The following is a 24,515-nucleotide window of genomic DNA, read 5'->3' on the forward strand; positions in this document are numbered from 1 at the left end:
CTACGCGGGTTTAACCACTTTCGAGACAAATAATGGCGCAATTCTACTCTGCAAAACGGCGCGTGACGACCCGCCAGATCATGACCGTGACAGTTACTGACCTGGATGGCGCAGGCCAGGGCGTCGCTCATCATAACGGCAAAGCGCTGTTTATCAGCGGCGCGTTGCCCGGCGAGCAGGCCGAAGTGGAAATCGTCGAAGAGAAACGCAGCTGGGCGCGCGCGAAAGCAAAACGGATTATCAACGCCAGCCCGGAAAGAGTGACGCCTGTCTGCCCTTACTTTGGCCGCTGCGGCGGCTGCCAGCAGCAGCACGCTTCGCCCGCGCTCCAGCAGCGCAGCAAGGCTAAAGCGCTTTCGCGTCTGCTTAGCCAGCAGGCCGGTATCACGGCAGAGGTCGATTCGGTCATCGCGGGCAGCGCTTACGGCTATCGGCGTCGCGCTCGTCTTGGCCTTAACTATCATCTGCGCAGCCAGACGTTGCAGATGGGATTCCGCCAGGCTAACTCCAGCGAGCTGGTCGCTATTACGCAATGCCCCGTTTTGAGGCCCGAACTTGATGCACTGCTGCCGCCGCTGCACCATTTGCTAAACAGCTTACAGGCCGTGCGGCGTTTAGGACATGTGGAACTGGTACTTGCCGATAATGGCCCGCTGCTGGTTTTGCGTCATCTTGATCCGCTAAGCGCGGCGGATAAAAACAAACTGGAACAGTTTTCGCATAGCCATCGGGTCGCGCTGTTTCTGGCACCGGACAGCGAGACGCTGGAGCAGGTTAACGGCGAAATGCCGTTTTATAAAATTGATGATTTAACCCTGACGTTTAGCCCGCGCGACTTTATCCAGGTCAACGGCGAGCTGAATCTGCAAATGGTGGCGCTGGCGCTGGAGTGGCTGGATTTACAGCCGCAGGACAGGCTGCTGGATCTCTTTTGCGGGATGGGAAACTTTACGCTTCCTTCAGGAAAAAAGGTGGAAAATGTCACCGGTGTGGAGGGGGTTGCAGCATTAGTGGCAAAGGGCGCGTATAATGCGTCTCTGAATAATCTGAATAACATCGCATTCTGGCAGCACAACCTGGCAGAAGACGTGGCGGGGCAGCCGTGGGCAGCGCAGGGATTTAACAAGGTTTTACTGGATCCGGCCCGCGCTGGCGCAGCGGAGGTCATCCCTCACATTGTTAAACTTGCGCCGGAAAGCGTGGTCTATGTTTCCTGTAATCCGACTACACTTGCCCGTGACAGCCAGCTCCTGCTGGCCGCCGGTTACCGTGCGGAAAAGATTACCCTGCTTGATATGTTTCCACATACCGGGCACGTAGAATCGATGGTGTTATTTAGCCGACAATAGCTTCCCGTAAGGGAGAGTGAAGCCTGGAGAGGATATGGTTGCGGTAAGAAGTGCACATTTGAATACGGCTGGCGAGTTTGCGCTCGACCAGTGGATCACCAGTTTGGGGATCGCTAATCCGCAGTCATGTGAACGACTAGCCGAGACCTGGCGCTATTGCGAAGAGGCTACTCGCCATCATCCTGACGCCGCGCTGTTGCTCTGGCGCGGCGTGGAGATGGTGGAAATCCTCTCCATGCTCAGTATGGATAACGAAAGTCTGCGCGCCGCGCTGATTTTCCCGCTGGCCGACGCTAACGTCGTATCCGAAGCGGTGCTGGAAGAAAAATTTGGCAAAGCTATCGTTTCGCTGGTGCACGGCGTGCGCGATATGGACGCCATCCGCCAGCTGAAGGCGACCCATAATGACTCAATGGCGTCGGAACAGGTCGATAACGTCAGGCGCATGCTGCTGGCGATGGTGGAAGATTTCCGCTGCGTGGTCATCAAGCTGGCCGAGCGTATCGCGCATCTCAGGGAGGTGAAGGACGCGCCGGAAGACGAGCGCGTGCTGGCCGCCAAAGAGTGTACCAACATCTATGCGCCGCTGGCGAACCGCCTGGGCATCGGCCAGCTTAAATGGGAGCTGGAAGATTTCTGCTTCCGCTATCTGCATCCTGATGAGTACAAGCGCATTGCCAAACTGCTGCATGAACGCCGTATCGATCGCGAGCAGTATATCGATACTTTTGTGCAGTCGCTGCGCACGGAAATCGTTAAGGAAGGCGTCAAGGCAGAGGTCTACGGCCGCCCGAAACACATCTACAGCATCTGGCGCAAAATGCAGAAAAAGGCGCTGGCGTTTGACGAGCTATTTGACGTCAGGGCCGTGCGTATCGTCGCCGAGCGCCTGCAGGACTGCTACGGTGCGTTAGGTATCGTGCACACGCTTTACCGCCATCTGCCCAGCGAGTTTGACGACTATGTCGCTAACCCCAAGCCTAACGGCTATCAGTCGATTCATACCGTGGTGCTGGGGCCGCAAGGCAAAACCGTCGAGATCCAGATCCGTACCCGCCAGATGCATGAAGATGCCGAGCTGGGCGTGGCCGCGCACTGGAAATATAAAGAGGGCGGCAACACCGGCAGCGCGCGCGGCGCATCGGGCCATGAAGAACGCATCGCGTGGCTGCGTAAGCTGATCGCGTGGCAGGAAGAGATGGCGGACTCTGGCGAAATGCTGGATGAGGTACGCAGCCAGGTCTTTGACGATCGCGTCTATGTCTTTACCCCAAAAGGGGACGTAGTGGATTTGCCTGCGGGTTCCACGCCGCTGGATTTTGCCTACCATATTCACAGCGATATCGGCCACCGCTGCATCGGCGCTAAAATCGGCGGCCGCATTGTGCCCTTCACCTATCAGCTGCAGATGGGCGATCAGATTGACATCATCACCCAAAAGCAGCCGAACCCCAGCCGCGACTGGCTGAACCCAAACCTTGGCTATGTCACCACCAGCCGTGGCCGCTCGAAGATCCACGCCTGGTTCCGCAAGCAGGATCGCGACAAGAATATCGCTGCCGGCAAGCAGATCCTCGATAACGAGCTGGATCACCTGGACATTAGCCTGAAAGAGGCCGAAAAGCTGCTGCTGCCGCGCTATAACGTCAATTCGCTGGATGAGCTGCTGGCGGCTATCGGCGGCGGTGATATCCGGCTGAACCAGATGAGCAACTTCCTGCAGTCGAAGCTGCATAAACCAAGCGCGGAAGAGGAAGATCTGGAAGCGCTGCGCCAGCTGAAGCAAAAATCTTCCGCGCCGCGCAGCAAAGAGAGCGGCCGCGTGGTGGTCGAAGGCGTTGGCAATCTGATGCACCACATTGCGCGCTGCTGTCAGCCGATCCCCGGCGACGATATCATCGGTTTTATCACGCAGGGACGCGGTATCTCTATCCATCGTGCCGACTGCGACCAGTTGACCGAACTGATTGCGCATGCGCCGGAACGTATTGTCGATGCCGTCTGGGGCGAAAGTTATTCCAGCGGCTATTCGCTGGTGGTGCGCGTTACCGCCAACGATCGTAGCGGACTGCTGCGCGATATCACCACCATCCTTGCCAATGAAAAGGTTAACGTGCTGGGCGTCGCCAGCAGGAGCGACACCAGAAAGCAGCTGGCGACGATCGATATGGATATCGAAATCTACAATCAGCAGGTGCTTGGCCGCGTGCTGGCAAGGCTAAACCAGATCCCCGATATCATCGACGCGAAGAGATTGCATTAACCTTTCAGAGCGCTACTTTGCGTTCTGGCCGTGCTCGCCATACCTGAGTAGCTATACGGGGATGGCGCGCTGGCAGAACGCAAACTGCCTGCGCCAGTACCCTACATATTGTCGGCATGCATTTTTCTCGGTCATGTCGTAAAGTTATCCGATTATTTTCACCACACTGATATGGACGCTGTTATGACCTCACTCGATCGCCTGCTGGGCATCATGAAAACCCTGCGCGATCCGCAAAAAGGCTGTCCGTGGGATCGCGAACAAACCTTTGCCAGCATCGCACCCTACACGCTTGAGGAAACCTACGAAGTGCTGGACGCCATCAGCCGCGAAGATTTTGACGATCTTCAGGGCGAGCTGGGTGATTTGCTGTTTCAGGTAGTGTTCTATGCGCAAATGGCACAGGAAGAAGGGCGGTTTGATTTTAACGCCGTTTGCCAGACTATTTGCGACAAGCTGGAGCGTCGCCATCCCCACATTTTTGGCGATGCGCAGGTCAGCAACAGTCAGGAAGTGCTGGCAAACTGGGAGCAGATCAAAATTCAGGAGCGCGCGGAAAAAGCACAGCATTCGGCGCTGGACGATATTCCTCGTGCGCTGCCCGCGCTGATGCGCGCGCATAAAATCCAGAAGCGTTGCAGCAACGTCGGCTTTGACTGGCACACGCTGGGGCCGGTGCTGGACAAGGTCTATGAAGAAATCGACGAAGTGATGCATGAAGCGCAGCAGGCGGTGATCGACCAGCAAAAGCTGGAAGAGGAAATTGGCGATCTGCTGTTTGCCACCGTCAACCTGTCGCGTCATCTGGGCAGCAAGGCGGAAACGGCGCTGCAAAAAGCCAATGACAAGTTTGAACGCCGCTTCCGTCAGGTTGAAGAGATTATCGCGTCGCAGGGCTTACAGATGCCGGATGCCACGCTGGAACAGATGGAAGCGGCCTGGCAGCAGGTTAAAGCCGGCGAGTAGCTTACCGCCAGGATAACGGCTAACGTCACCCGCCGCTATCCTGAACCGGCCGCTTAGCGGATTTTCAACGCCAGCTCCGTACCGCGCTTAATCGGTAGCGTGACGGAGATAAAGCCGTTTTGCGGGTCGCGGATGTAGTCCAGGAAGTCCGGCTCGGCATTATCGTTCAGCACATAACCCCCAACCCGTAACTGCGGCGCAATCAGTTCAATAACCTGCCGCGCCAGCGTCGGGCCTTCCGCCAGCGGCCAGCCGTCAATCAGGGCGAAGTCTATCGGCCCGCCTGCGTCTTTTAACGTTTCACGGGCGTCGCCAACCCGGATATCAACAAATTCCGCCAGCCCCGCCTCGGTAAGATTCTTTTGCGCAACCGCCGCTTTGGACGCGACCAGCTCAGAACCAATAACCTGGCCGCCGCCGTTGTCGCGCATCGCCGCAGCAAAATAGAGCGCGGACATGCCGACAGAAGTGGCAAAATCCACTACGCGGGTCGCTTTCATTCCCCGGCACAGTAGATAGATCAGATCGCCCTGCTCGGGATGAATAGAGAAACCGTAATCGGCAAAGTCTTCCGCATTAAAACCGGCCTCTTTGTTCATCGAGCCTGCGGGCGGCCTGGCGCGCGTGGCCTGAAGGCGATCGATAACAGCGCAAATACGCGGATCGGTAATCGGACTTTGAGCCACGGCTGGTGCGTTAAGATGTTCAGGCATGCTGTTCTCCCTGAAAATTAATGAAAAGGGTAAATCTGCTATGCTGTTAAGCATAACCCAATAAAGGTACTTTCAAGTACCAGTATTGTAAACGAGAACGATTTGTCAATTTTCTTTGGGGGCAAAATGGACAGCGCAGAAGAAAAAGCCGTAGCGAAGCGGGGCAGGCCAGTGAGCATTACGCCAGAAGCGCGTCAGCAACGTATCCTGCAGGCCGCCTGTGAAATTTTTATCGAAGTCGGTTTTATTCCGGCGACCACGGCGGCCATCGCTGCCCGGGCCAAAGTATCAAAACGCGCTATCTATGAGGTTTTCCGTGATAAAACCGAGCTTTTTGCGGCAGTCGTGCATGCGCATCGCCATCTGATCCTCGATCTCCCCAGGCCGCAGGAGGAAGCTTTGCCGGTTATGGCGACGCTTTATCGCATTTTCCGGCTGGATAACGGCGAAGAAGAGGCGCGCCAGCGGGAAATTATTCTTAATTTAATTATTCGGGAATCGGTACTGATGCCCGCGTTATCGGACTACCTTTACGAAAATGAAGTGCTGAAATCACGCGAAAAGCTGGCGGAATGGCTGGCGAAAGAGCACGAGGCTGGCCGTGTTTTTATTGAGAATTCAATACTTTATGCAGGGATGCTGATGGACATCGTGTTTGGCGCATTGTTACCACGCCGCAGGCCACACGGTGCTGCGGAACGGGCACAAAATACGCAGGAGATTAAAAAGCGTCTGCATATCGCGATGTATTCGGCACTGATAAAGCCTCCTCTTCAGGAATAACTGGCTGACTCGATTCAACAAAAGTGTGATCCGAGTCAATTTTCACGCTCGCGGAATCGGGTACTCTCGGGGCGGTCAACACGATGGCTGGCAGATATCCAGAAACGATTAATTGTGGCTTGCAGGGGATTCCCGTATACTGTTTTCCCGTCCTGGTTATTCCATCGTCTTTAAACCTACTTTCTCAGGTTCAGCATGACAACGAACTATATTTTTGTGACCGGCGGGGTCGTATCCTCTCTGGGTAAAGGCATTGCCGCAGCCTCCCTGGCCGCCATTCTCGAAGCACGTGGTCTTAACGTGACCATCATGAAGCTGGACCCGTATATCAACGTGGATCCGGGTACTATGAGCCCAACGCAGCACGGCGAAGTGTTCGTCACCGATGACGGCGCGGAAACCGATCTGGATTTGGGTCACTATGAGCGCTTCATCCGTACCAAAATGAGCCGCCGTAACAACTTCACCACTGGCCGTATCTACTCAGAAGTGCTGCGCAAAGAGCGTCGCGGCGACTATCTGGGCGCGACCATTCAGGTGATCCCACACATCACCAACGCTATCAAAGAGCGCATCATCGAAGGTGGCGAAGGCCATGATGTGGTGCTGGTGGAAATTGGCGGTACCGTCGGCGATATCGAATCGCTGCCGTTCCTCGAAGCCATTCGCCAGATGGCGGTTGACGTTGGCCGTGAGCACACCATGTATATGCACCTGACGCTGGTGCCTTATATGGCGGCGGCAGGTGAGGTGAAAACCAAGCCAACGCAGCACTCCGTTAAAGAACTGCTCTCCATCGGTATCCAGCCGGACGTGCTGATCTGCCGTTCCGACCGCGCGGTTCCTGCCAATGAGCGGGCGAAAATCGCGCTGTTCTGTAACGTGCCGGAAAAAGCGGTTATCTCGCTGAAAGATGTCGATTCAATCTACAAAATTCCCGGCATGCTGAAATCGCAGGGCCTGGATGACTATATCTGCAAGCGCTTCAACCTGAACGCGCCGGAAGCGAACCTGGCCGAATGGGAACAGGTAATTTACGAAGAAGCTAATCCGGGCGGCGAAGTGACCATCGGTATGGTCGGCAAATATGTCGAGCTGCCGGATGCGTATAAATCCGTGATTGAAGCGCTGAAGCACGGCGGCCTGAAAAACCGCGTAACGGTTAACATCAAGCTGATCGATTCACAGGATGTTGAAAGCCGCGGCGTCGAAATTCTGAAAGATCTGGATGCTATCCTGATCCCGGGTGGCTTTGGCTATCGCGGCGTGGAAGGCAAGCTGATGACCGCTCGCTACGCCCGTGAAAACAACATTCCTTACCTTGGCATCTGCCTGGGTATGCAGGTTGCGCTGATGGAGTTCGCGCGCAACGTGGCCGGCATGACGGACGCGAATTCAACGGAATTTGTGCCAGACTGTAAATACCCGGTTGTTGCGCTGATCACCGAATGGCGCGACGAAGAAGGCAATGTTGAAGTGCGTACAGAGAAGAGCGATCTGGGCGGCACCATGCGCTTGGGTAGCCAGCAGTGTCAGCTGACGCCGGATAGCCTGGTACGCCAGCTGTACGGCTCTGATACTATCGTGGAGCGCCATCGTCACCGCTACGAAGTCAACAACATGCTGTTAAAGCAGATCGAAGCGGCGGGATTACGCGTTGCCGGTCGTTCTGGCGACGATCAGCTGGTTGAAATCGTTGAGATCCCGAACCATCCGTGGTTTGTGGCCTGTCAGTTCCATCCGGAATTCACCTCAACGCCGCGTGACGGCCATCCACTGTTTGCCGGCTTCGTTAAAGCGGCCAGCGAGCATCAGAAGCGTTTGGCGAAATAAGTAGTTTTCATGGCAGCGCGCGAATTTATACTTGCCAGACTCTGAGCTGAAGCAAGGCGGCCATCAAGTGAATCCCCGGGAGCTTACCTTAGTACGTGACCGGGGTGAGGAAGGCAGCCAACACGGCTACAGCTCGAAAGATAAGAAGTATTTTCGCGCGTTGTTTGTCTGAGTTTTAAGTTAACTTGTACTGAGGAAAAACTAATGTCCAAAATCGTTAAAGTCATCGGTCGCGAAATCATCGACTCTCGTGGCAACCCGACCGTTGAAGCAGAAGTGCATCTGGAAGGCGGTTTTGTCGGTATGGCAGCAGCCCCATCAGGCGCTTCTACCGGTTCCCGTGAAGCACTGGAACTGCGTGACGGTGACAAATCTCGTTTCCTGGGTAAAGGCGTAACCAAAGCGGTTGCGGCTGTTAACGGCCCAATTGCGGACGCGGTAACCGGCAAAGATGCCAAAGACCAGGCAAACATCGACAAGATCATGATCGATCTTGACGGCACCGAAAACAAATCCAAATTTGGCGCTAACGCCATTCTGGCCGTTTCTCTGGCTGCGGCTAAAGCTGCCGCTGCCGCTAAAGGCATGCCGCTGTACGAGCACATCGCCGAACTGAACGGTACCCCAGGCAAATTCTCTATGCCGCTGCCAATGATGAACATCATCAACGGTGGTGAGCACGCCGACAACAACGTCGACATCCAGGAATTCATGATCCAGCCTGTTGGCGCAAAAACGCTGAAAGAAGCGGTTCGTATGGGTTCTGAAGTTTTCCACAACCTGGCGAAAGTGCTGAAGTCTAAAGGCATGAGCACCGCTGTAGGCGACGAAGGCGGCTACGCGCCAAACCTGGGTTCTAACGCCGAAGCGCTGGCAGTTATCGCGGAAGCGGTAAAAGCGGCGGGCTACGAGCTGGGCAAAGACATCACGCTGGCGATGGACTGCGCGGCATCTGAATTCTACAAAGACGGCAAATATGTGCTGGCTGGCGAAGGCAACAAAGCCTTCACTTCCGAAGAGTTCACCCACTTCCTGGAAGATCTGACCAAACAGTACCCGATCGTCTCTATCGAAGATGGTCTGGACGAGTCCGACTGGAGCGGTTTTGCTTACCAGACCAAAGTGCTGGGCGACAAAATCCAGCTGGTGGGCGACGACCTGTTCGTGACCAACACCAAAATCCTGAAAGAAGGTATCGATAAAGGCATCGCTAACTCCATTCTGATCAAGTTCAACCAGATCGGTTCTCTGACTGAAACCCTGGCTGCAATCAAAATGGCGAAAGACGCTGGCTATACGGCGGTTATCTCTCACCGTTCAGGCGAAACCGAAGACGCGACCATCGCCGACCTGGCGGTAGGTACGGCGGCAGGCCAGATCAAAACAGGTTCTATGAGCCGTTCTGACCGCGTTGCCAAGTACAACCAGCTGATCCGTATCGAAGAGTCACTGGGCAGCCGCGCGCCGTTCAATGGCCTGAAAGAAGTTAAAGGTCAGTAATAAAAAGAGCTTCCCGCAAGGGAAGCTCGCAGACCGCTGACCAGCGGGGGCTTTCTGAGCCTGCACGCTGGCCACGGTTTAAAACCCCCGTAATGGGGGTTTTTTACTTTTAGCGCATTACCATCCTATACAAGGTGAAGGCGACAGAAAGTCATGCTTGCCTGCATAACTCCACCATGTATTACTCTGGGTACCTGAAGGAAACGGCTGCTTCCACGATCCGTTTTGATTAGCTTTAAAATAGCGGATTTCATCAGGTGTTTTGCGATTCCAGCCGTGGCTGACCTGCCAGACTTTGTACTGATTAAACGCTTCATAACCTGCATTTGTATACAGACTGGTGCCGTTACCATCCAGGAAGCGTTTAGTGGCGCGGTTAAGAAGCATTAATTCACCACGCTCTGTTTTAATTGGCCACCATTGCTGATAAGCATTACCTGGCGTAGCGTAATTGGTGTAAACCTTACCGGCTGCATTGCTGTCCAGAACTTTCCCCGTGCCCAGCTGCTTTAACGTATACCAGGAGTTAAATTCCGGCCAGCTATCCCCGTAAGCTTTTTCAAACTTCCATATTTGATAAGGGTTACCTTCATTCCATGCCCGCATATAGGATGTTCCTGACTTACTGACATCGACATTATTACCGCTTCTTAAAATTTGCCGCAGGTTCCAGTGGTGGGTGGCAGGAAGAAAAGTTGTTGAATAAATGTCACCCGCTTTTCCGCTTTGCCCGGAAAGTTTACAAATCGGATTTGGCGTGACTTTTACTTCCTGATATTTTGCCAGGGCAACAGGCTTTCCTGTTTTTCCGCTCATTTCGGTTACTGTTAAAGTGCCGTCTGCATGATATGTCGCGGCGTGAAATTTCCCGTCAAACGTCGCGCCTGTACGGTAGACGGTAGTGTCCCCATAAAAACTGTCGTTGTAATGCCTGTTTCTTAAAAGTTGATGGTTGTGCCCGGCAAAAACAGCCAGCGGTTTATAGGTGTTCATAATGGCGTTAAACTGGCGTCGAGCATAACTGTTTGCAGAGCTGGTAAAATCATCCCTGTATTCATGCAGATTTAAAATGATATTGTCGACGCCGCGCAGGCGCGCGAGCCTGAGATCTTCCGCGAGCCAGGTCAGAGATGGCATAATGTCATACTTTACCTGAGACCAGGTATTACGCAATTTCACCTGATAATTAGGATGGTTGTGCAGCTGCACAAAGTGCACCCCTTTATAATCCCAGGAATAGGATAAGCTGCCTCTGTTGTCATTCCAGTCTACTGAAAAGTTATCCAGCTTATTTTTATATAAATTGATATAGCTAAGCATGGTGTCTACCGAACGAATAGCGCAGCCGTCGATAGTCATATAGGTCGCATCCCAACAATCATGTGCATTATTCTGGTAGTCATGATTGCCCAGGCCGAAATAGTAAGGGAATTTTAGCTGATTAAACATCTTTAGTGAGGCTTTCCAGGAGTTAGCCCTGCCAAACTCGGTCATATCGCCATTGATAATGCCAAAAGAGGCATTCATGGTATTAATAGCCTTGATAAGGTTGGTATGTATCGCTCTCCATTCTGCACCATTTGCGTTTTCGCTATTAGGGTCGCCGCCGTGCATCAGACGAAAGGATTGCGGATCGGCCATAACGATAAAATTAAAGTCTCCTTTCGAGGGCTGGGGCTGGGTTGCGCCTGGTATAAAGATCGAAGAATTATCAATCAGAGAAGCGGAAATACTATTGCTGGTCGTTATCTGTGCGTGGGCAAACTGTAGCGAGGCGGATAGCAACAGTACAGAGCTGCATAGTAATTTTTTATTTTTTAATTTCATAGGGCTTTTTCCTGGTTAAAAATTTAAAATCTTTAAAGCACTGTAGGGCCGTGGTTGTTATAAAGTTGTTGCTATGGGGAGAGCCAGAGTTGTAGTTATATATAGCTGTCTGGCGTTCTGAATAACCGTTTATATTTTCCCATAATAATTATTTATTAAAAATTATATCGCCTTAACTGACGCTTTTATGGAAATTACCGATTTTATTATTGGCTTATTGACTCTTAATCTGGCTGTTAAGAGGGAAGCAGGCGGCTGGCACAAGCAGCAAGGAAGAGAAGAATTGTCACCGACCGCACAATGCGAGTTGGTTAAAAAGCCGCTATCTGTCATACTTTGCGCCCCTATTTTCACAGTCAGTTGAGAGCGTGATGCAGTACCCGATTAATGAAATGTTCCAGACGTTGCAGGGCGAAGGGTTTTACACCGGCGTTCCGGCAATTTTTATCCGCCTGCAGGGATGCCCGGTGGGCTGCAGCTGGTGTGATACCAAACACACCTGGGATAAGCTGGCCGATCGGGAAACTTCGCTGGGCGATATCCTGCTGAAGACGGTAGAAACCGATGCCTGGGGCGCGGCGGATGCCGATGCGCTGCTGAACGTGATTAAAAATCATAGCTGGACGGCGCGACACGTGGTGATCACCGGCGGCGAGCCTTGCATCCACGACCTTACGCCGCTGACGCAGGCGCTGGAAGAAAACGGCTTTAGCTGCCAGATTGAAACCAGCGGCACTCATCAGGTTAAGTGCAGTGAGAAAACCTGGGTGACGGTTTCACCAAAGGTAAATATGCGCGGCGGCTATGACGTGCTGAATCAGGCGCTGGTACGCGCAGATGAGGTGAAGCATCCGGTGGCCCGACTGCGTGATGTAGAAGCGCTGGACGCGCTGCTGGCGACGCTGAACGACAGCAAGCCGCGTATCATTGCGTTGCAGCCCATCAGCCAGAAAGAAGATGCGACAAAGCTGTGCATTGAAACCTGTATCGCCCGCAACTGGCGTTTATCCATGCAGACGCATAAATATTTAAATATCGCCTGATAAAAAAGGCGGCCCTGCGGCCGCCTCTTCATTAATCCCTGTCATTTTATCCTGAAGGTTAATTAACGGCGTAAACCGTCCGCTTAACCTTTATAAACGCAGCCCGCCGTGCAGGTCTCTTTAATCATTACGGCACTGAGCAGAGGCAGCTGCGGCTTCATCCGATCCCAAATCCATTTTGCCAGCACTTCACTGGTAGGATTCTCCAGGCCTTCGATATCGTTCAGGTAATAGTGATCCAGACGATCGTAGAGCGGCCTGAAGGCGGCCTTCAGCTCGGCGAAATCCATGATCCAGCCGGTATGCGCATCTACTTCGCCGGTAATTTCGAGCCGCACCAGGAAAGAGTGCCCGTGCAGACGGCCGCATTTGTGGCCTTCCGGCACGTTAGGCAAGTGGTGAGCCGCCTCGAATTGGAAATCTTTAAACAGGGTGGTAGCCATGTGACAATCTCAGTAATTTCTCAAAAAAACGGGCGAAGTCTACCCGAAAACGCCTTTTTTCGCACCCGTTTCGCCGGTAATAAAGACAATCTCGATCGTAGAGAAAAGGTTACGTACGTAACTGGCTGATAAATAGTGATTTCGCTAACCTGTTTCGCCGCTATAGCTTACTTGTAAAACCGTTTAGTCATTTTGGTTATTTTATATTACCAACCCTTATTTAAGGGTTATTATGCCAGTCGTTACCCTAGCGTAATCTTGCTGTCTTTACGGCCCTGACCACCGATACTGGAACTTTCAACGCAATGACGACTCAGGCACCTCCAGCTTCTCTGCTTCCGCTTAATCCGGAACAGCTCTCCCGCCTTCAGGCGGCAACCGGCGATTTCTCTACCACACAGCTAGCCTGGCTCTCTGGCTATTTCTGGGGCATGGTTAACCAGGCACCGAACACGACCGTTGCCAGCGCACCTGCACCGGTGGATGTGCCAACCATCACGCTGCTTTCCGCTTCGCAAACCGGTAACGCGCGTCGCGTTGCTGAACAGCTGCGTGACGATTTGCTGGCGGCGAAGCTGAACGTAAACCTGGTCAACGCGGGCGATTATAAATTTAAGCAGATCGCACAGGAAAAGCTGCTGGTGGTGATTACCTCTACCCAGGGCGAAGGCGAGCCGCCGGAAGAAGCCGTGGCGCTGCACAAGTTCCTGATGTCGAAAAAAGCGCCGAAGATGGACAACACCGCTTTTGCGGTCTTCGGTCTTGGCGACACCTCGTACGAATTTTTCAGCCAGGCCGGAAAAGATTTTGACGGCAAGCTGGGCGAGCTGGGCGGCGAGCGTTTGCTGGATCGCGTGGACGCCGACGTGGAATACGCGGCAGAAGCCGAGCAGTGGCGTAAAAAAATTGTCGATGTGCTGAAAGCGCGGGTACCGACCGAAACGCCTGCTGCGGCTGCGGCAAATGCGACCGGCACGGTCAACGAAGTTTTCAGCAGTCCTTACACTAAAGAAGATCCGCTGACCGCCAGCCTGGCCGTTAACCAGAAAATCACCGGACGTAACTCGGATAAAGACGTGCGCCACATCGAAATCGATCTGGGGGATTCCGGCCTGCGCTATCAGCCAGGCGACGCGCTTGGCATCTGGTATGAAAACGATCCGGCGCTGGTGCAGGAACTGGTCGCGCTTCTGTGGCTGAAAGGCGATGAAAGCGTGCAGGTTAACGGTAGCGAACTGCCGCTGGCCGAAGCGCTGCAAAAACATTTTGAGCTGACGGTCAACACCACGCAGATTGTTGAACAGTACGGCAAGCTCAGCCGCGACGAAAAGCTGCTGGAGCTGGTCAGCGACAAGAGCCGTCTGCAACAGTACGCGCAGTCAACGCCGATTGTAGACATGGTACGCCGGGCACCGACCGAGCTGCGTGCTGAACAGCTGATCGAACTGCTGCGCCCGCTAACGCCGCGCCTCTATTCTATTGCGTCATCCCAGGCGGAGAGCGAAAGCGAAGTGCATATCACCGTGGGCGCGGTGCGTTACGAAATTGATGGTCGTGCCCGTGCGGGCGGCGCTTCCAGCTTCCTGGCCGATCGCCTGGAAGAAGACGGCGAAATCCGCGTATTTATCGAACATAACGATAATTTCCGTCTGCCAGCTAACCCGGAAACGCCGGTCATTATGATTGGGCCAGGCACCGGCATTGCGCCGTTCCGCGCCTTTATGCAGCAGCGCGACAACGACGGCGCAGAAGGTAAAAATTGGCTTTTCTTTGGCAATCCGCACTTCACGGAAGACTTCCTTTATCAGGTGGAATGGCAGCGTTATGTGAAAGATGGCCTGCTGACCAATATCGACCTGGCGTGGTCCCGCGATCAGCAGCAGAAAGTTTATGTTCAGGACAAGATCCGCGCGAAGGGCGCAGAAGTCTGGCGCTGGATTGAAGAAGGTGCGCATATCTACGTGTGCGGCGATGCTAACCGTATGGCAAAAGATGTTGAACAGGCTTTACTGGAAGTAGTAGCGGAACACGGCGGCATGGATACAGAGACCGCCGACGAATTCTTAAGCGAGCTGCGCATTGAGCGCCGTTATCAGCGCGACGTTTACTAACCGGCGTCCGGCCAGACAGCTCAGCCTTGCAGGTGGAAACTGAACCGCCTGCAGCATTAACAAATTTTAAAGAGACAGCCTTATGAGCAATGAAAAGCATCCCGGCCCGCTGGTGGTAGAAGGTAAACTGACCGACGCCGAACGCCTGAAGAAAGAGAGTAACTATCTGCGCGGCACCATTAGCGAAGATCTGCAAAATGGCCTGACCGGCGGTTTTACCGGCGACAACTTTTTGCTGATCCGCTTTCACGGCATGTACCAGCAGGACGATCGCGATATCCGTGCCGAACGTGCCGAGCAGAAGCTGGAGCCGCGTCACGCTATGATGTTGCGCTGCCGTCTGCCAGGCGGCATCATCACGCCAACGCAGTGGCTGGCCATCGATAAGTTTGCCGAAAATAATACTATTTACGGCAGCATCCGTCTGACCAACCGCCAGACTTTCCAGTTCCACGGTATTCTGAAAGGCAACGTTAAGCCTGCACACCAGATGCTGAGCGAAGTTGGTCTGGACGCGCTGGCAACGGCTAACGACGTGAACCGCAACGTGCTGTGCACCTCTAACCCGATAGAGTCTGAACTGCACCAGGAAGCGTACGAGTGGGCGAAAAAACTGTCCGAACATCTGCTGCCGCAAACGCGTGCTTACGCAGAGATCTGGCTGGATCAGGAAAAGGTCGCTACCACCGATAAAGAGCCGATCCTGGGCGAAACCTATCTGCCGCGTAAGTTTAAAACGACCGTGGTGGTGCCGCCGCATAACGATGTCGATCTGCACGCTAACGATCTGAACTTTATCGCTATTGCAGAAAACGGCAGGCTGGTCGGCTTTAACCTGCTGGTGGGCGGCGGCCTTTCTATCGATCACGGCAACAAAGCAACCTACGCGCGTACCGCCAGCGAGTTTGGCTATCTGCCGGTCGAAAAAATTCTCGACGTGGCGGAAGCGGTAGTAACCACGCAGCGCGACTGGGGTAATCGTACCGATCGTAAAAATGCCAAAACCAAATACACGCTGGAGCGCGTGGGCGTGGAAACTTTTAAAGAGGAAGTGGAGCGTCGCGCTGGCCTGACCTTTGAGCCGATCCGTCCTTATGAATTTACCACTCGTGGCGATCGTTTTGGCTGGGTGAAAGGCATTGATAATAACTGGCACCTGACGCTGTTTATCGAAAACGGTCGCCTGCTGGATTATCCTGGCCGTCCGCTGAAAACCGGGCTGGCGGAGATTGCCAAAGTGCATAAGGGCGACTTCCGCCTGACCGCTAACCAGAACCTGATTGTGGCGGGCGTGCCGGAAACGGACAAACCGGCAATTGAAGCGCTGGCTCGTGAACACGGTCTGATGGAAAGCGTTACCGCACAGCGTGAGAACTCAATGGCATGCGTGGCGTTTCCTACCTGTCCGCTGGCGATGGCCGAGGCGGAACGTTTCCTGCCGTCATTTGTTACCCGTGTGGAAGAGTTGATGACCGCGCACGGCGTTGGCGATGAGCACATCGTGCTGCGCGTGACGGGCTGTCCTAACGGCTGTGGCCGCGCGCTGCTGGCCGAGGTAGGGCTGGTAGGCAAGGCCCCGGGCCGCTATAACCTGCATCTTGGCGGTAACCGTATCGGCACGCGCATTCCGCGTATGTATCGTGAGAACATTACCGAAGATGAAATTTTAACTACCCTTGATCATCTGTTGGATCGCTGGTCAAAAGAACGCGAAGCGGAAGAAGGCTTTGGCGATTTCACTATCCGTGCTGGCATAGTGGCACCGGTTCTCGATCCGGCTCGTGATTTCTGGGCATAAGCGGAGGCGTGCAATGGCTGTACTCGATCTCTCGGCACTGAACGAATTACCTAAAGTTGAGCGCGTAATGGCGCTGGCGGAAATCAATACCCAGCTTGAAAAACTGTCGGCGCAGGATCGCGTGGTTTGGGCGCTGGAAAACCTGCCGGGTGAAGCTGTGCTCTCCTCCAGCTTTGGCATTCAGGCGGCGGTAAGCCTGCATCTGGTTTCTCAGGTGAAGCCGGGTATTCCGGTTATTCTGACCGATACCGGTTATCTGTTTCCGGAGACCTATCGGTTTATTGATGAACTGACCGACAAGCTGGGGCTGAATCTGCAGGTTTTTCGGGCAGAGCAGAGCGCGGCGTGGCAGGAAGCGCGCTACGGTAAGCTGTGGGAGCAGGGCGTGGAAGGCATTGAGCGCTATAACGACATTAACAAAGTCGAGCCGATGAACCGGGCGCTGAAAACGCTGAATGCGCAGACGTGGTTCGCCGGCCTGCGTCGCGATCAGTCCAGCAGCCGCGCTAATCTGCCGGTGCTGGCTATCCAGCGCGGCGTATTTAAGGTGCTGCCGATTATCGACTGGGACAACCGCCAGGTTTATCAGTATTTGCAGGAGCATGGCCTGGGTTACCATCCGCTGTGGGAGCAGGGTTATCTGTCGGTAGGGGATACGCATACCACGAAGAAGTGGGAGCCGGGCATGGCGGAAGAGGAAACGCGCTTCTTCGGTCTGAAGCGCGAGTGCGGGCTGCACGAGTAGCGGTAAGCGTTGCGGAAGGTCGCTGTGAGAGCAGTGCAAATCATTAGCGATTGAGCCGCTGTGGAAGGTCGCTGTGAGATTGGTGGCAGGCGGCATAAGCGGCTGAGTTGCTGTGTAATGTCGCTGCGGGATCGGGGTCAGGCTGCAAGGGCAGGTCGGAACGCGGACACGCCGTGAATACATCCCTCCAGGCTCGCCTGGCGCGTCCATGCGCCAGACGGTTCTTTTATCCAACCAGCCCTTGCTGCTGGTTAGCAATTATGTCGCTGTAAAAGCTGCTACAGGATCGTAGCAGCGCATTAGCAATGAAATTGCTGCATTGAGTTCCCACAACCTTACCGGACCTGTACCAGGCCTCCATAGGTTTCTATATAGCGCGGCGCTTTCAGGTCATCGACCTGAAAGTTCACCAGCTCGAACAGCAGGCAGAGCAGTTCCCGTTGCGTTTCCCCATTAACGGAGCCGCTCATTAATACCTGCGTTAAAGCCTGGCAATAGTCGGTAAGGGTTTCAGGCTCCGTAATAAAAGGCGTATTACGGAGCGTAGTAACGTCACCTGTTGTTAATTGCATAATACGGTTATCGGGAACCGGCTCCTGATAAATTGACCGTAATTTCTCAAAGCTGGCGGTAAGCTTTTTAAAAAGCGCAAGGCGTTCCATGTCATTATCCGTCTCCATTAAGGCGGAAACGAGTCGCTCGTTATATTCCGCCATGTCAATAAAGTCCATTCCCGCAGGAAGTGATGAAAAATTTGTAAATTCGGGGCGAGTCTGGGTAAACTGTTTCACAGCCATAGTGTTAGTCCTCATAACATTGTGGTCAGAGGCTCGTCAGTGCTTCAACACTGCCGAGTCTCGCTATTTAATTCCGCCGTTTTTATCCGACGCCTGCCTACTCTATTCTTTTTCTCTTTGTGGTCAATACGAAGCTTCCCTTTTTCCTTTAAATAAATAAGTGGTTTTTAAATATGGAATGCCGCTCAATAAATAATGAGCAACTGTGAAATGAGAAGTTAATTATTTGCGAGGAGGCTCGCAGTGAAATAATTAATCTCTTTTAAAGGATGATGAAATCAATAATATAAAGGGACTTTTTCAGCTCAGTGTAAAATTCTACCGATCACGGGGTATCACTTCCCTGTGTTCTTATTTACCGGTCCGGGCCGGGAATGGAGGGGTTATGAGCGTTTCCGGTGGCCTGTGTAACCTGTAGAGAGCAAAAGTTTTTCAAGGCCTCTAAGGTGTACGATTACTTTAGAGCTAAAGGAAGGTTATAAGTGCAGTCGATGCTTATTTTCCAGCCAGGTAGGGTAAAGTTTAACCTTGTGCTCGGTTTAATGGTACTATGGAAAATGTTGATAGCGACACTCGGTATGTTGCTGAAAAGGAAGTCATTTAATTAGAGGATCGCGTTATGACAATTCAACCTGATAGCCCCCTGACCGTAAAAAATGCCCTGAAAATATCAGGCAGCGTGTTGCTTACCAGCGGAGCGATGATGTGGGCCGCATATACTCAGGTACAGGACCAGTTTGCACAGGTACAGAGCCAGTTTACCCAGGTGCGTGATGAGATATCGTCACTGCGCTCGACCAGCCGTAACGATTTTAACCGTATAGCGGCCAAGCTGGACAGCATGAGTATTACGCTTACGGCCGTTCAGGTTGAGCAGGCGGTGCAGAAGGCCATTAACGACCGTAAGCAAAGCCAGTAAGCCTGTGCGCTGTTGCAGAATTGGGAAAGTCAGGATTAGCCAGAAGAAAACGGCCTGCCACGGAAAATATTGATAGCGACACGCGATATAACGTTGAAAAGGAAATTACTTCATTATATCGCTGAAAAGGAAATCATTTGATTAGAGGATCGCGTTATGACAATTCAACCTGATAGTCCCCTGACTTTCAAAAATGCCCTGAAAATCTCAGGCAGCGTACTGCTTATTACCGGGGCGATGATGTGGGCCGCATATACCCAGGTACAGAATCAGTTTGTGCAGGTACGTGATGAGATATCGAAACTGCGCTCGAATCAGGAAGGTTTTAACCGTATAGCGGCCAAGCTGGACAGCATAAGTATTACGCTTACGGCCGTTCAGGTTGAGCAGGCGGTACAAAAAGCGATTAACGACAGTAAGCAAAGCCAGTAAGCCTGTGCGCCGTTGCAGAATTAGGAAGGTCAGGATTAGCCAGGAGAAAACGGCCTGCCACGGAAAATATTGATGGCGACACGCGATATAACGTTGAAAAGGAAACCCCTTCATTATATCGCTGAAAAGGAAATCATTTGATTAGAGGATCGCATTATGACAATTCAACCTGATAGCCCCCTGACCTTCAAAAATGCTCTGAAAATATCAGGCAGCGTACTGCTTACCACCGGAGCGATGATGTGGGCCGCATATACTCAGGTACAGGATCAGTTTACCCAGGTACAGGACCAGTTTGCACAGGTACAGAACCAGTTTGCACAGGTGCAAAACCAGTTTGCACAGGCACAGAACCAGTTTACCCGAGTACGTGATGAGATATCGTCACTGCGCTCGACCAGCCGTGACGATTTTAACCGTATAGCAGCCAAGCTGGACAGCATGAGTATTACGCTTACGGCAGTTCAGGTTGAGCAGGCCGTGCAGAAGGCTATTGACGACCGTAAGCAAGGCCAGTAAACGTGTGCGCTGTTGCAGAATTGGGAAGGTCAGGATTAGCCAGAAGAAAACGGCCTGCCACGGAAAGTGTTGATGGCGACATGCGGTATAACGTTGAAAAGGAAACCCTTCATTATATCGCTGAAAAGGAAATCATTTGATTAGAGGATCGCGTTATGACGATTCAACCTGATAGTCCCCTGACCTTCAAAAATGCCCTGAAAATATCAGGCAGCGTGTTGCTTACCAGCGGAGCGATGATGTGGGCCGCATATACTCAGGTACAGGATCAGTTTACCCAGGTTCAGGACCAGTTTTCACGGGTACAGGACCAGTTTGCACAGGCACAGAACCAGTTTACCCGGGTACGTGATGAGATATCGTCATTACGCTCGACCAGCCGTGACGATTTTAACCGTATAGCGGCCAAGCTGGACAGCATCAGTATTACGCTTACGGCAGTCCAGCTTGAGCAGGCGGTACAGAAGGCGATTAATGACAGTAAGCAAAGCCAGTAAGCCTGTGACGAGTGTGCTGTTGCAGGGCTGAGAAGGGGGCCAGACAGGAAAAAGGCTTTGTAGTTTCTTCCCAACTGGCCTGAATTTCACATACCAACCAGTGCAGAAAAGTCCGCTGAGCCGCGCGTTACGTTAACCTTTGTAACTTCATAATCGGCTACTTTCTGGAAAGCATCCTCTGCCAGAATTTCCTCCAGGCGCGCCTGAGGGATATCTTTTATCAGGATGACGCCACCGGTTCGCGGATCTTTACGGCCTGCGGCAATAAAAGTGCCATCGGCAAAGTAGTCGTCCAGCCACGCGATATGCGCAGCCAGCGCGGCTTCTACTTCTTCCATCGGACGGTTGTAGGTCAGACTCACAATATACACGGGCGCTCCTTACGGCTCGGGTTGAGGGTTGGCTAATTCGCGAATCAAAGGCCGCAGGATTTTTACGCTGTCGTGCGTACGATGCGTAATGCGACCCGGCAGCCAGCGATCCAGATAAGCAAGGTTATCGCAGTCGGCACGTCGCTGGCAGCTACCTTCCGGGAAATGGGCGTTAGTGGTACGTAAGCGCTGGCCGTTTTTCCCCCAGTTTGCGGCCCGGACGCTCAACAGCGGAATACCGGCCTTATCGAAGACGTCTACCGCAGGCTCTTTTTTCACTATCTTGCCCAGCGTGGCGGCAGTAATATTTGCGGCCCGGGCAATCGCCAGCGCGCGATCGCGGGTCTGACGCGCCACCGGTTCCGGCGTATTGGCGCCGCTGTTAAAAAAGAGTTTATCGCCGGTCAGCAGGCCATTGAGCTTAATGACCAGCAAGGTGTGCTTTTTCTCTTCCGGCGTCATGCGCGCCAGATAATCTTCTTCGCCGTGCAGCGATTCGCCGCTCAGCGCCACAAAACGCAGCCCGTAATGCAGCGGCACCGACTTCAGCTGTTCTGCCAGCTCCAGCATGACCGCCAGGCCCGAAGCGTCATCGTCTGCGCCCTGTAAGGTCAGGCCGCCAAGGTTTTTTTGTCGATCGCTGTCGCTTTGCGGCAGATAAGTGTCAGCCTGCGCCAGAATCACTATTTGTTGCGGGACGTCGCCAGCCCGGGCGGCAATAACCGACGTAGCCGTAACGTTGTGCTCGCTAACGTGGCCATCCTGTGATTTATACTGATAGCGTGTAGTAAAATCTCGTTTATTGCTCGCATAGCCCCACTGCTGGAACTGCTGCTGTAAATAGTCGGCGTTGAGCATCTCGGCAGGGCTTCCGGCCATCCGGCCTGGAAAATAGGTCGCAATGTGACGCAACTGCTGCTCGGCGAACTGACCATCTTTGGTCGCCGCATGAAGAGGGAAAAATGCACCGCAGGCAAGCAACGCGCTCAGCATGCCCAGGCGGAGTCGGGAAAACATGTTATGTCCTTAGTCGTCATCCTGTGACGAAACGGCGAAAATATTTTGCGGCTTAAGTATGAAAGTGTGACCCGCAACGCACAATTACAATCTCTCTTAAAGCCGCTAAAATCCATCTGTTAAGCACATTTTGTGCGAAGCTTTGCCGTCACGTTATTCCATTCGGGAACTACTCATTCCAATTAGTAATTTCATAAGGCTCCTTCGCCGCCCTATAGTCGCGTTAACTTTTTGTTATTTAGCAAGGCTGACGTGGATTATCTTCCCCTTTTTGCAGACATCCGAAATAAACCGGTGCTGGTGGTCGGCGGCGGCGATGTTGCCGCGCGTAAAATTGAACTGCTGCGTCGTGCAGGCGCGCGCGTGCAGATTGCTGCCCGTGAGCTGTGCGAAGAGCTGCTGTCGCTGAAGCAGAACGGCGAAGTAGAGTGGATCGCCAGCGAGTATCACAGCACGCAGCTCGACCTGGTTTATCTGGTGATTGCCGCCACCGACGACAGCGAGCTCAACAGCCGCGTTTTTGACGATGCCAGCGAGCGCAGGCTGTTGGCTAACGTGGTTGACGATCAGCCTAAATGCTCCTTTATTTTTCCCTCGATTGTCGATCGTTCGCCCTTAGTGGTCGCTATCTCATCCAGCGGCACCGCGCCCGTACTGGCCCGTCTGCTGCGTGAAAAGATAGAGGCTTTGCTGCCGCAAAATCTGGGCCAGATGGCCGCTATTGCCGGTAGCTGGCGTGACAGAGTTAAACAGCGGCTGGGCAAAATGTCGCAGCGCAGACGCTTTTGGGAAACGGCCTTCAGCGGTCTGTTTGCCAGCCAGGTCGCTTCCGGCAATCTGGAAGGAGCGGAACGTACGCTTGCCAGCCAGCTGGACAATCCGGAAGCAGGTCAGGGTGAGATCATCCTGGTAGGCGCAGGCCCCGGCGATGCCGGGCTTCTGACCCTGCGCGGCCTTCAGGTGATGCAGCAGGCGGACGTGGTGCTTTACGATCATCTGGTCAGCGATGAAATTCTCGATCTGGTGCGTCGCGACGCCGATCGCATTTGCGTGGGTAAACGCGCCAGCGCGCACAGCGTGCCGCAGGAAGAAACCAACCGCATGCTGGTTGAGCTGGCCAAAAAGGGCAAGCGCGTGGTGCGCCTGAAGGGCGGCGATCCCTTTATTTTCGGCCGTGGCGGCGAAGAGCTACAGGCCGCCGTGGAAGCGGGGATTCCTTTCCAGGTCGTGCCGGGCGTGACCGCAGCGGCAGGCGCAACGGCCTACGCCGGTATTCCGCTGACGCACCGCGACCATGCGCAGAGCGTGCTGTTTATTACCGGACACTGCCGCGCCGATGGCGAAGAGATGGACTGGCCTTCGCTGGCCCGTGCGCGCCAGACGCTGGCTATCTACATGGGCACGGTAAAAGCTGCTGAAATCTCAGCGCAGCTTATCGCCCACGGCCGCGATGCGCAGACGCCTGTAGCGGTGATTGGCCGCGGCACGCGTCAGGACCAGCAGGTACTGATCGGCACGCTACAGGAATTAGAAGGACTCGCACAACGTGCGCCAACGCCAGCCCTGTTAGTGATTGGGGAAGTGGTTAATCTGCATCAGCAGCTGGCGTGGTTTCAACATTCAGCACAGCGGGACGGACGTGATTCCGCCGTTGTGAATTTGGCTTGAGGAAAAGTTATGGATCAAAAACGACTCACCCACCTGCGTCAACTGGAAGCGGAAAGTATCCATATCATCCGTGAAGTGGCGGCAGAATTTAGCAACCCGGTGATGATGTACTCTATCGGGAAAGATTCTTCGGTAATGCTGCATCTGGCGCGTAAGGCCTTCTATCCGGGCACGCTACCTTTCCCGCTGCTGCATGTGGACACCGGCTGGAAGTTTCGCGAAATGTACGAGTTCCGCGACCGCACGGTGAAAGCAATCGGTGCCGAACTGCTGGTGCATAAAAACCCGGAAGGCGTGGCAATGGGCATTAATCCCTTTGTGCACGGTAGCGCCAAGCATACCGACATCATGAAAACCGAAGGGTTAAAGCAGGCGCTGAACAAGTACGGTTTTGATGCCGCGTTCGGCGGTGCTCGCCGTGATGAAGAAAAGTCCCGTGCGAAAGAGCGTATTTACTCTTTCCGCGACCGCTTTCACCGCTGGGATCCAAAAAACCAGCGCCCTGAGCTGTGGCACAACTACAACGGCCAGATCAATAAAGGCGAAAGCATTCGCGTGTTCCCGCTGTCCAACTGGACCGAGCTGGATATCTGGCAGTACATCTTTTTAGAAAATATCGAAATCGTTCCGCTGTACCTGGCCGCACCTCGTCCGGTTCTTGAGCGCGACGGCATGCTGATGATGATCGACGATGACCGTATCGATTTGCAGCCAGGCGAAACCATCGAGCAGCGCATGGTGCGTTTCCGTACGTTAGGCTGCTGGCCGCTGACCGGCGCGGTGGAATCCGAAGCGCAAACGCTGCCGGAAATCATCGAAGAGATGCTGGTATCGACCACCAGCGAACGTCAGGGGCGCGTCATTGACCGCGATCAGTCCGGCTCAATGGAGCTGAAGAAACGCCAGGGTTATTTCTAAGGA

Annotated in this window: 23 protein-coding genes; 17 read left to right on the plus strand and 6 right to left on the minus strand. The window is 53.6% G+C overall.

Annotated elements, in window-relative coordinates; genetic code table 11:
• The first annotated feature begins 32 nt into the window (after window positions 1–32).
• The 3 genes from rlmD (at window position 33) to mazG (ending at window position 4,578) form a co-directional block, all read left to right on the plus strand.
• Complete coding sequence (gene rlmD, locus KUE00_RS19625) at window positions 33–1,349, plus strand: 23S rRNA (uracil(1939)-C(5))-methyltransferase RlmD (protein WP_246761760.1); 1,317 nt, start codon at window positions 33–35, stop codon at window positions 1,347–1,349.
• Between the two features lie 34 nt (window positions 1,350–1,383).
• A complete protein-coding gene (gene relA / locus KUE00_RS19630; RefSeq protein WP_246761761.1) occupies window positions 1,384–3,612 on the plus strand; it encodes a GTP diphosphokinase in 2,229 nt (742 codons plus the stop codon).
• 183 nt (window positions 3,613–3,795) lie between these two features.
• Window positions 3,796–4,578, plus strand: coding sequence for a nucleoside triphosphate pyrophosphohydrolase (gene mazG, locus KUE00_RS19635; protein ID WP_246761763.1), 783 nt, complete (start codon window positions 3,796–3,798; stop codon window positions 4,576–4,578).
• Window positions 4,579–4,631: 53 nt separating this feature from the next.
• Here the strand turns inward: mazG and KUE00_RS19640 are convergent, their stop codons facing one another.
• Window positions 4,632–5,291: an O-methyltransferase gene (locus tag KUE00_RS19640; RefSeq protein ID WP_246761765.1), complete on the minus strand. Its 660-nt coding sequence runs from the start codon at window positions 5,289–5,291 to the stop codon at window positions 4,632–4,634.
• A 126-nt stretch (window positions 5,292–5,417) separates the two neighbouring features.
• Between KUE00_RS19640 and KUE00_RS19645 the strand changes: the two genes are divergently transcribed.
• The 3 genes from KUE00_RS19645 (at window position 5,418) to eno (ending at window position 9,407) form a co-directional block, all read left to right on the plus strand.
• Entirely contained in the window at window positions 5,418–6,074 is a 657-nt protein-coding gene (locus KUE00_RS19645; RefSeq protein ID WP_246761767.1) for a TetR/AcrR family transcriptional regulator, read from the plus strand.
• A gap of 195 nt (window positions 6,075–6,269) precedes the next feature.
• A complete protein-coding gene (gene pyrG / locus KUE00_RS19650; protein WP_246761769.1) occupies window positions 6,270–7,907 on the plus strand; it encodes a glutamine hydrolyzing CTP synthase in 1,638 nt (545 codons plus the stop codon).
• Between the two features lie 204 nt (window positions 7,908–8,111).
• Window positions 8,112–9,407, plus strand: coding sequence for a phosphopyruvate hydratase (gene eno / locus KUE00_RS19655; protein ID WP_246761770.1), 1,296 nt, complete (start codon window positions 8,112–8,114; stop codon window positions 9,405–9,407).
• 117 nt (window positions 9,408–9,524) lie between these two features.
• Here eno and KUE00_RS19660 read toward each other — a convergent pair whose 3' ends face one another.
• On the minus strand, window positions 9,525–11,234 hold the full coding sequence (locus KUE00_RS19660) for a metallophosphoesterase (RefSeq protein ID WP_246761771.1): 1,710 nt from the start codon (window positions 11,232–11,234) through the stop codon (window positions 9,525–9,527).
• A gap of 187 nt (window positions 11,235–11,421) precedes the next feature.
• Between KUE00_RS19660 and KUE00_RS19665 the strand changes: the two genes are divergently transcribed.
• Together KUE00_RS19665 and queE are read left to right on the plus strand one after the other, a co-directional pair.
• Entirely contained in the window at window positions 11,422–11,598 is a 177-nt protein-coding gene (locus KUE00_RS19665; protein ID WP_246761773.1) for a hypothetical protein, read from the plus strand.
• Window positions 11,599–11,605: 7 nt separating this feature from the next.
• Window positions 11,606–12,277, plus strand: a complete 672-nt coding sequence (gene queE / locus KUE00_RS19670) for a 7-carboxy-7-deazaguanine synthase QueE (RefSeq protein ID WP_246761775.1) — start codon at window positions 11,606–11,608, stop codon at window positions 12,275–12,277.
• A gap of 83 nt (window positions 12,278–12,360) precedes the next feature.
• Here queE and queD read toward each other — a convergent pair whose 3' ends face one another.
• On the minus strand, window positions 12,361–12,720 hold the full coding sequence (gene queD / locus KUE00_RS19675; RefSeq protein ID WP_246761777.1) for a 6-carboxytetrahydropterin synthase QueD: 360 nt from the start codon (window positions 12,718–12,720) through the stop codon (window positions 12,361–12,363).
• A gap of 305 nt (window positions 12,721–13,025) precedes the next feature.
• Between queD and cysJ the strand changes: the two genes are divergently transcribed.
• The 3 genes from cysJ to cysH all read left to right on the plus strand — a co-directional run bounded on the left by cysJ (window position 13,026) and on the right by cysH (window position 17,374).
• A complete protein-coding gene (gene cysJ / locus KUE00_RS19680; RefSeq protein WP_246761779.1) occupies window positions 13,026–14,831 on the plus strand; it encodes an NADPH-dependent assimilatory sulfite reductase flavoprotein subunit in 1,806 nt (601 codons plus the stop codon).
• 82 nt (window positions 14,832–14,913) lie between these two features.
• Window positions 14,914–16,629: an assimilatory sulfite reductase (NADPH) hemoprotein subunit gene (gene cysI / locus KUE00_RS19685; protein ID WP_246761781.1), complete on the plus strand. Its 1,716-nt coding sequence runs from the start codon at window positions 14,914–14,916 to the stop codon at window positions 16,627–16,629.
• A 13-nt stretch (window positions 16,630–16,642) separates the two neighbouring features.
• Window positions 16,643–17,374 (plus strand): phosphoadenosine phosphosulfate reductase, encoded by a 732-nt coding sequence (gene cysH, locus KUE00_RS19690; RefSeq protein WP_246761782.1) that lies wholly within the window; start codon window positions 16,643–16,645, stop codon window positions 17,372–17,374.
• Between the two features lie 335 nt (window positions 17,375–17,709).
• On the opposite strand, the gene KUE00_RS19695 is transcribed toward cysH, so the two are convergent.
• On the minus strand, window positions 17,710–18,171 hold the full coding sequence (locus KUE00_RS19695; RefSeq protein WP_246761784.1) for a hypothetical protein: 462 nt from the start codon (window positions 18,169–18,171) through the stop codon (window positions 17,710–17,712).
• 619 nt (window positions 18,172–18,790) lie between these two features.
• Between KUE00_RS19695 and KUE00_RS19700 the strand changes: the two genes are divergently transcribed.
• From KUE00_RS19700 to KUE00_RS19715, 4 genes are all read left to right on the plus strand, one after another.
• Window positions 18,791–19,090: a hypothetical protein gene (locus KUE00_RS19700; RefSeq protein WP_246761786.1), complete on the plus strand. Its 300-nt coding sequence runs from the start codon at window positions 18,791–18,793 to the stop codon at window positions 19,088–19,090.
• Window positions 19,091–19,246: 156 nt separating this feature from the next.
• Window positions 19,247–19,522, plus strand: coding sequence for a hypothetical protein (locus KUE00_RS19705; RefSeq protein ID WP_246761788.1), 276 nt, complete (start codon window positions 19,247–19,249; stop codon window positions 19,520–19,522).
• A 156-nt stretch (window positions 19,523–19,678) separates the two neighbouring features.
• A complete protein-coding gene (locus KUE00_RS19710) occupies window positions 19,679–20,041 on the plus strand; it encodes a hypothetical protein (protein WP_246761790.1) in 363 nt (120 codons plus the stop codon).
• A 155-nt stretch (window positions 20,042–20,196) separates the two neighbouring features.
• Window positions 20,197–20,538 carry a hypothetical protein gene (locus tag KUE00_RS19715; protein WP_246761792.1) on the plus strand — a complete coding sequence of 114 codons (342 nt, stop codon included), beginning with the start codon at window positions 20,197–20,199 and terminating at the stop codon, window positions 20,536–20,538.
• Between the two features lie 86 nt (window positions 20,539–20,624).
• Here the strand turns inward: KUE00_RS19715 and KUE00_RS19720 are convergent, their stop codons facing one another.
• Both KUE00_RS19720 and KUE00_RS19725 read right to left on the minus strand, forming a co-directional pair.
• On the minus strand, window positions 20,625–20,909 hold the full coding sequence (locus KUE00_RS19720; protein WP_246761793.1) for a YciI family protein: 285 nt from the start codon (window positions 20,907–20,909) through the stop codon (window positions 20,625–20,627).
• 9 nt (window positions 20,910–20,918) lie between these two features.
• A complete protein-coding gene (locus KUE00_RS19725; RefSeq protein ID WP_246761795.1) occupies window positions 20,919–21,926 on the minus strand; it encodes an aminopeptidase in 1,008 nt (335 codons plus the stop codon).
• A gap of 252 nt (window positions 21,927–22,178) precedes the next feature.
• On the opposite strand from KUE00_RS19725, the gene cysG reads away from it, so the two are divergent.
• Window positions 22,179–23,594, plus strand: coding sequence for a siroheme synthase CysG (gene cysG, locus KUE00_RS19730; protein WP_246761797.1), 1,416 nt, complete (start codon window positions 22,179–22,181; stop codon window positions 23,592–23,594).
• Between the two features lie 9 nt (window positions 23,595–23,603).
• On the plus strand, window positions 23,604–24,512 hold the full coding sequence (gene cysD, locus KUE00_RS19735) for a sulfate adenylyltransferase subunit CysD (protein ID WP_246761798.1): 909 nt from the start codon (window positions 23,604–23,606) through the stop codon (window positions 24,510–24,512).
• Window positions 24,513–24,515 lie beyond the last annotated feature (3 nt).

Source organism: Erwinia phyllosphaerae (genome assembly GCF_019132875.1).
In the GTDB taxonomy this organism is placed as follows: domain Bacteria; phylum Pseudomonadota; class Gammaproteobacteria; order Enterobacterales; family Enterobacteriaceae; genus Erwinia; species Erwinia phyllosphaerae.

Coding starts and splice junctions, on each gene's coding strand:
- rlmD (WP_246761760.1), top strand. CDS start 33: ATGGCGCAATTCTACTCTGCAAAACGGCGCGTGACGACCCGCCAGATC.
- relA (WP_246761761.1), top strand. CDS start 1,384: ATGGTTGCGGTAAGAAGTGCACATTTGAATACGGCTGGCGAGTTTGCG.
- mazG (WP_246761763.1), top strand. CDS start 3,796: ATGACCTCACTCGATCGCCTGCTGGGCATCATGAAAACCCTGCGCGAT.
- KUE00_RS19640 (WP_246761765.1), bottom strand. CDS start 5,291: ATGCCTGAACATCTTAACGCACCAGCCGTGGCTCAAAGTCCGATTACC.
- KUE00_RS19645 (WP_246761767.1), top strand. CDS start 5,418: ATGGACAGCGCAGAAGAAAAAGCCGTAGCGAAGCGGGGCAGGCCAGTG.
- pyrG (WP_246761769.1), top strand. CDS start 6,270: ATGACAACGAACTATATTTTTGTGACCGGCGGGGTCGTATCCTCTCTG.
- eno (WP_246761770.1), top strand. CDS start 8,112: ATGTCCAAAATCGTTAAAGTCATCGGTCGCGAAATCATCGACTCTCGT.
- KUE00_RS19660 (WP_246761771.1), bottom strand. CDS start 11,234: ATGAAATTAAAAAATAAAAAATTACTATGCAGCTCTGTACTGTTGCTA.
- KUE00_RS19665 (WP_246761773.1), top strand. CDS start 11,422: ATGGAAATTACCGATTTTATTATTGGCTTATTGACTCTTAATCTGGCT.
- queE (WP_246761775.1), top strand. CDS start 11,606: ATGCAGTACCCGATTAATGAAATGTTCCAGACGTTGCAGGGCGAAGGG.
- queD (WP_246761777.1), bottom strand. CDS start 12,720: ATGGCTACCACCCTGTTTAAAGATTTCCAATTCGAGGCGGCTCACCAC.
- cysJ (WP_246761779.1), top strand. CDS start 13,026: ATGACGACTCAGGCACCTCCAGCTTCTCTGCTTCCGCTTAATCCGGAA.
- cysI (WP_246761781.1), top strand. CDS start 14,914: ATGAGCAATGAAAAGCATCCCGGCCCGCTGGTGGTAGAAGGTAAACTG.
- cysH (WP_246761782.1), top strand. CDS start 16,643: ATGGCTGTACTCGATCTCTCGGCACTGAACGAATTACCTAAAGTTGAG.
- KUE00_RS19695 (WP_246761784.1), bottom strand. CDS start 18,171: ATGGCTGTGAAACAGTTTACCCAGACTCGCCCCGAATTTACAAATTTT.
- KUE00_RS19700 (WP_246761786.1), top strand. CDS start 18,791: ATGACAATTCAACCTGATAGCCCCCTGACCGTAAAAAATGCCCTGAAA.
- KUE00_RS19705 (WP_246761788.1), top strand. CDS start 19,247: ATGACAATTCAACCTGATAGTCCCCTGACTTTCAAAAATGCCCTGAAA.
- KUE00_RS19710 (WP_246761790.1), top strand. CDS start 19,679: ATGACAATTCAACCTGATAGCCCCCTGACCTTCAAAAATGCTCTGAAA.
- KUE00_RS19715 (WP_246761792.1), top strand. CDS start 20,197: ATGACGATTCAACCTGATAGTCCCCTGACCTTCAAAAATGCCCTGAAA.
- KUE00_RS19725 (WP_246761795.1), bottom strand. CDS start 21,926: ATGTTTTCCCGACTCCGCCTGGGCATGCTGAGCGCGTTGCTTGCCTGC.
- cysD (WP_246761798.1), top strand. CDS start 23,604: ATGGATCAAAAACGACTCACCCACCTGCGTCAACTGGAAGCGGAAAGT.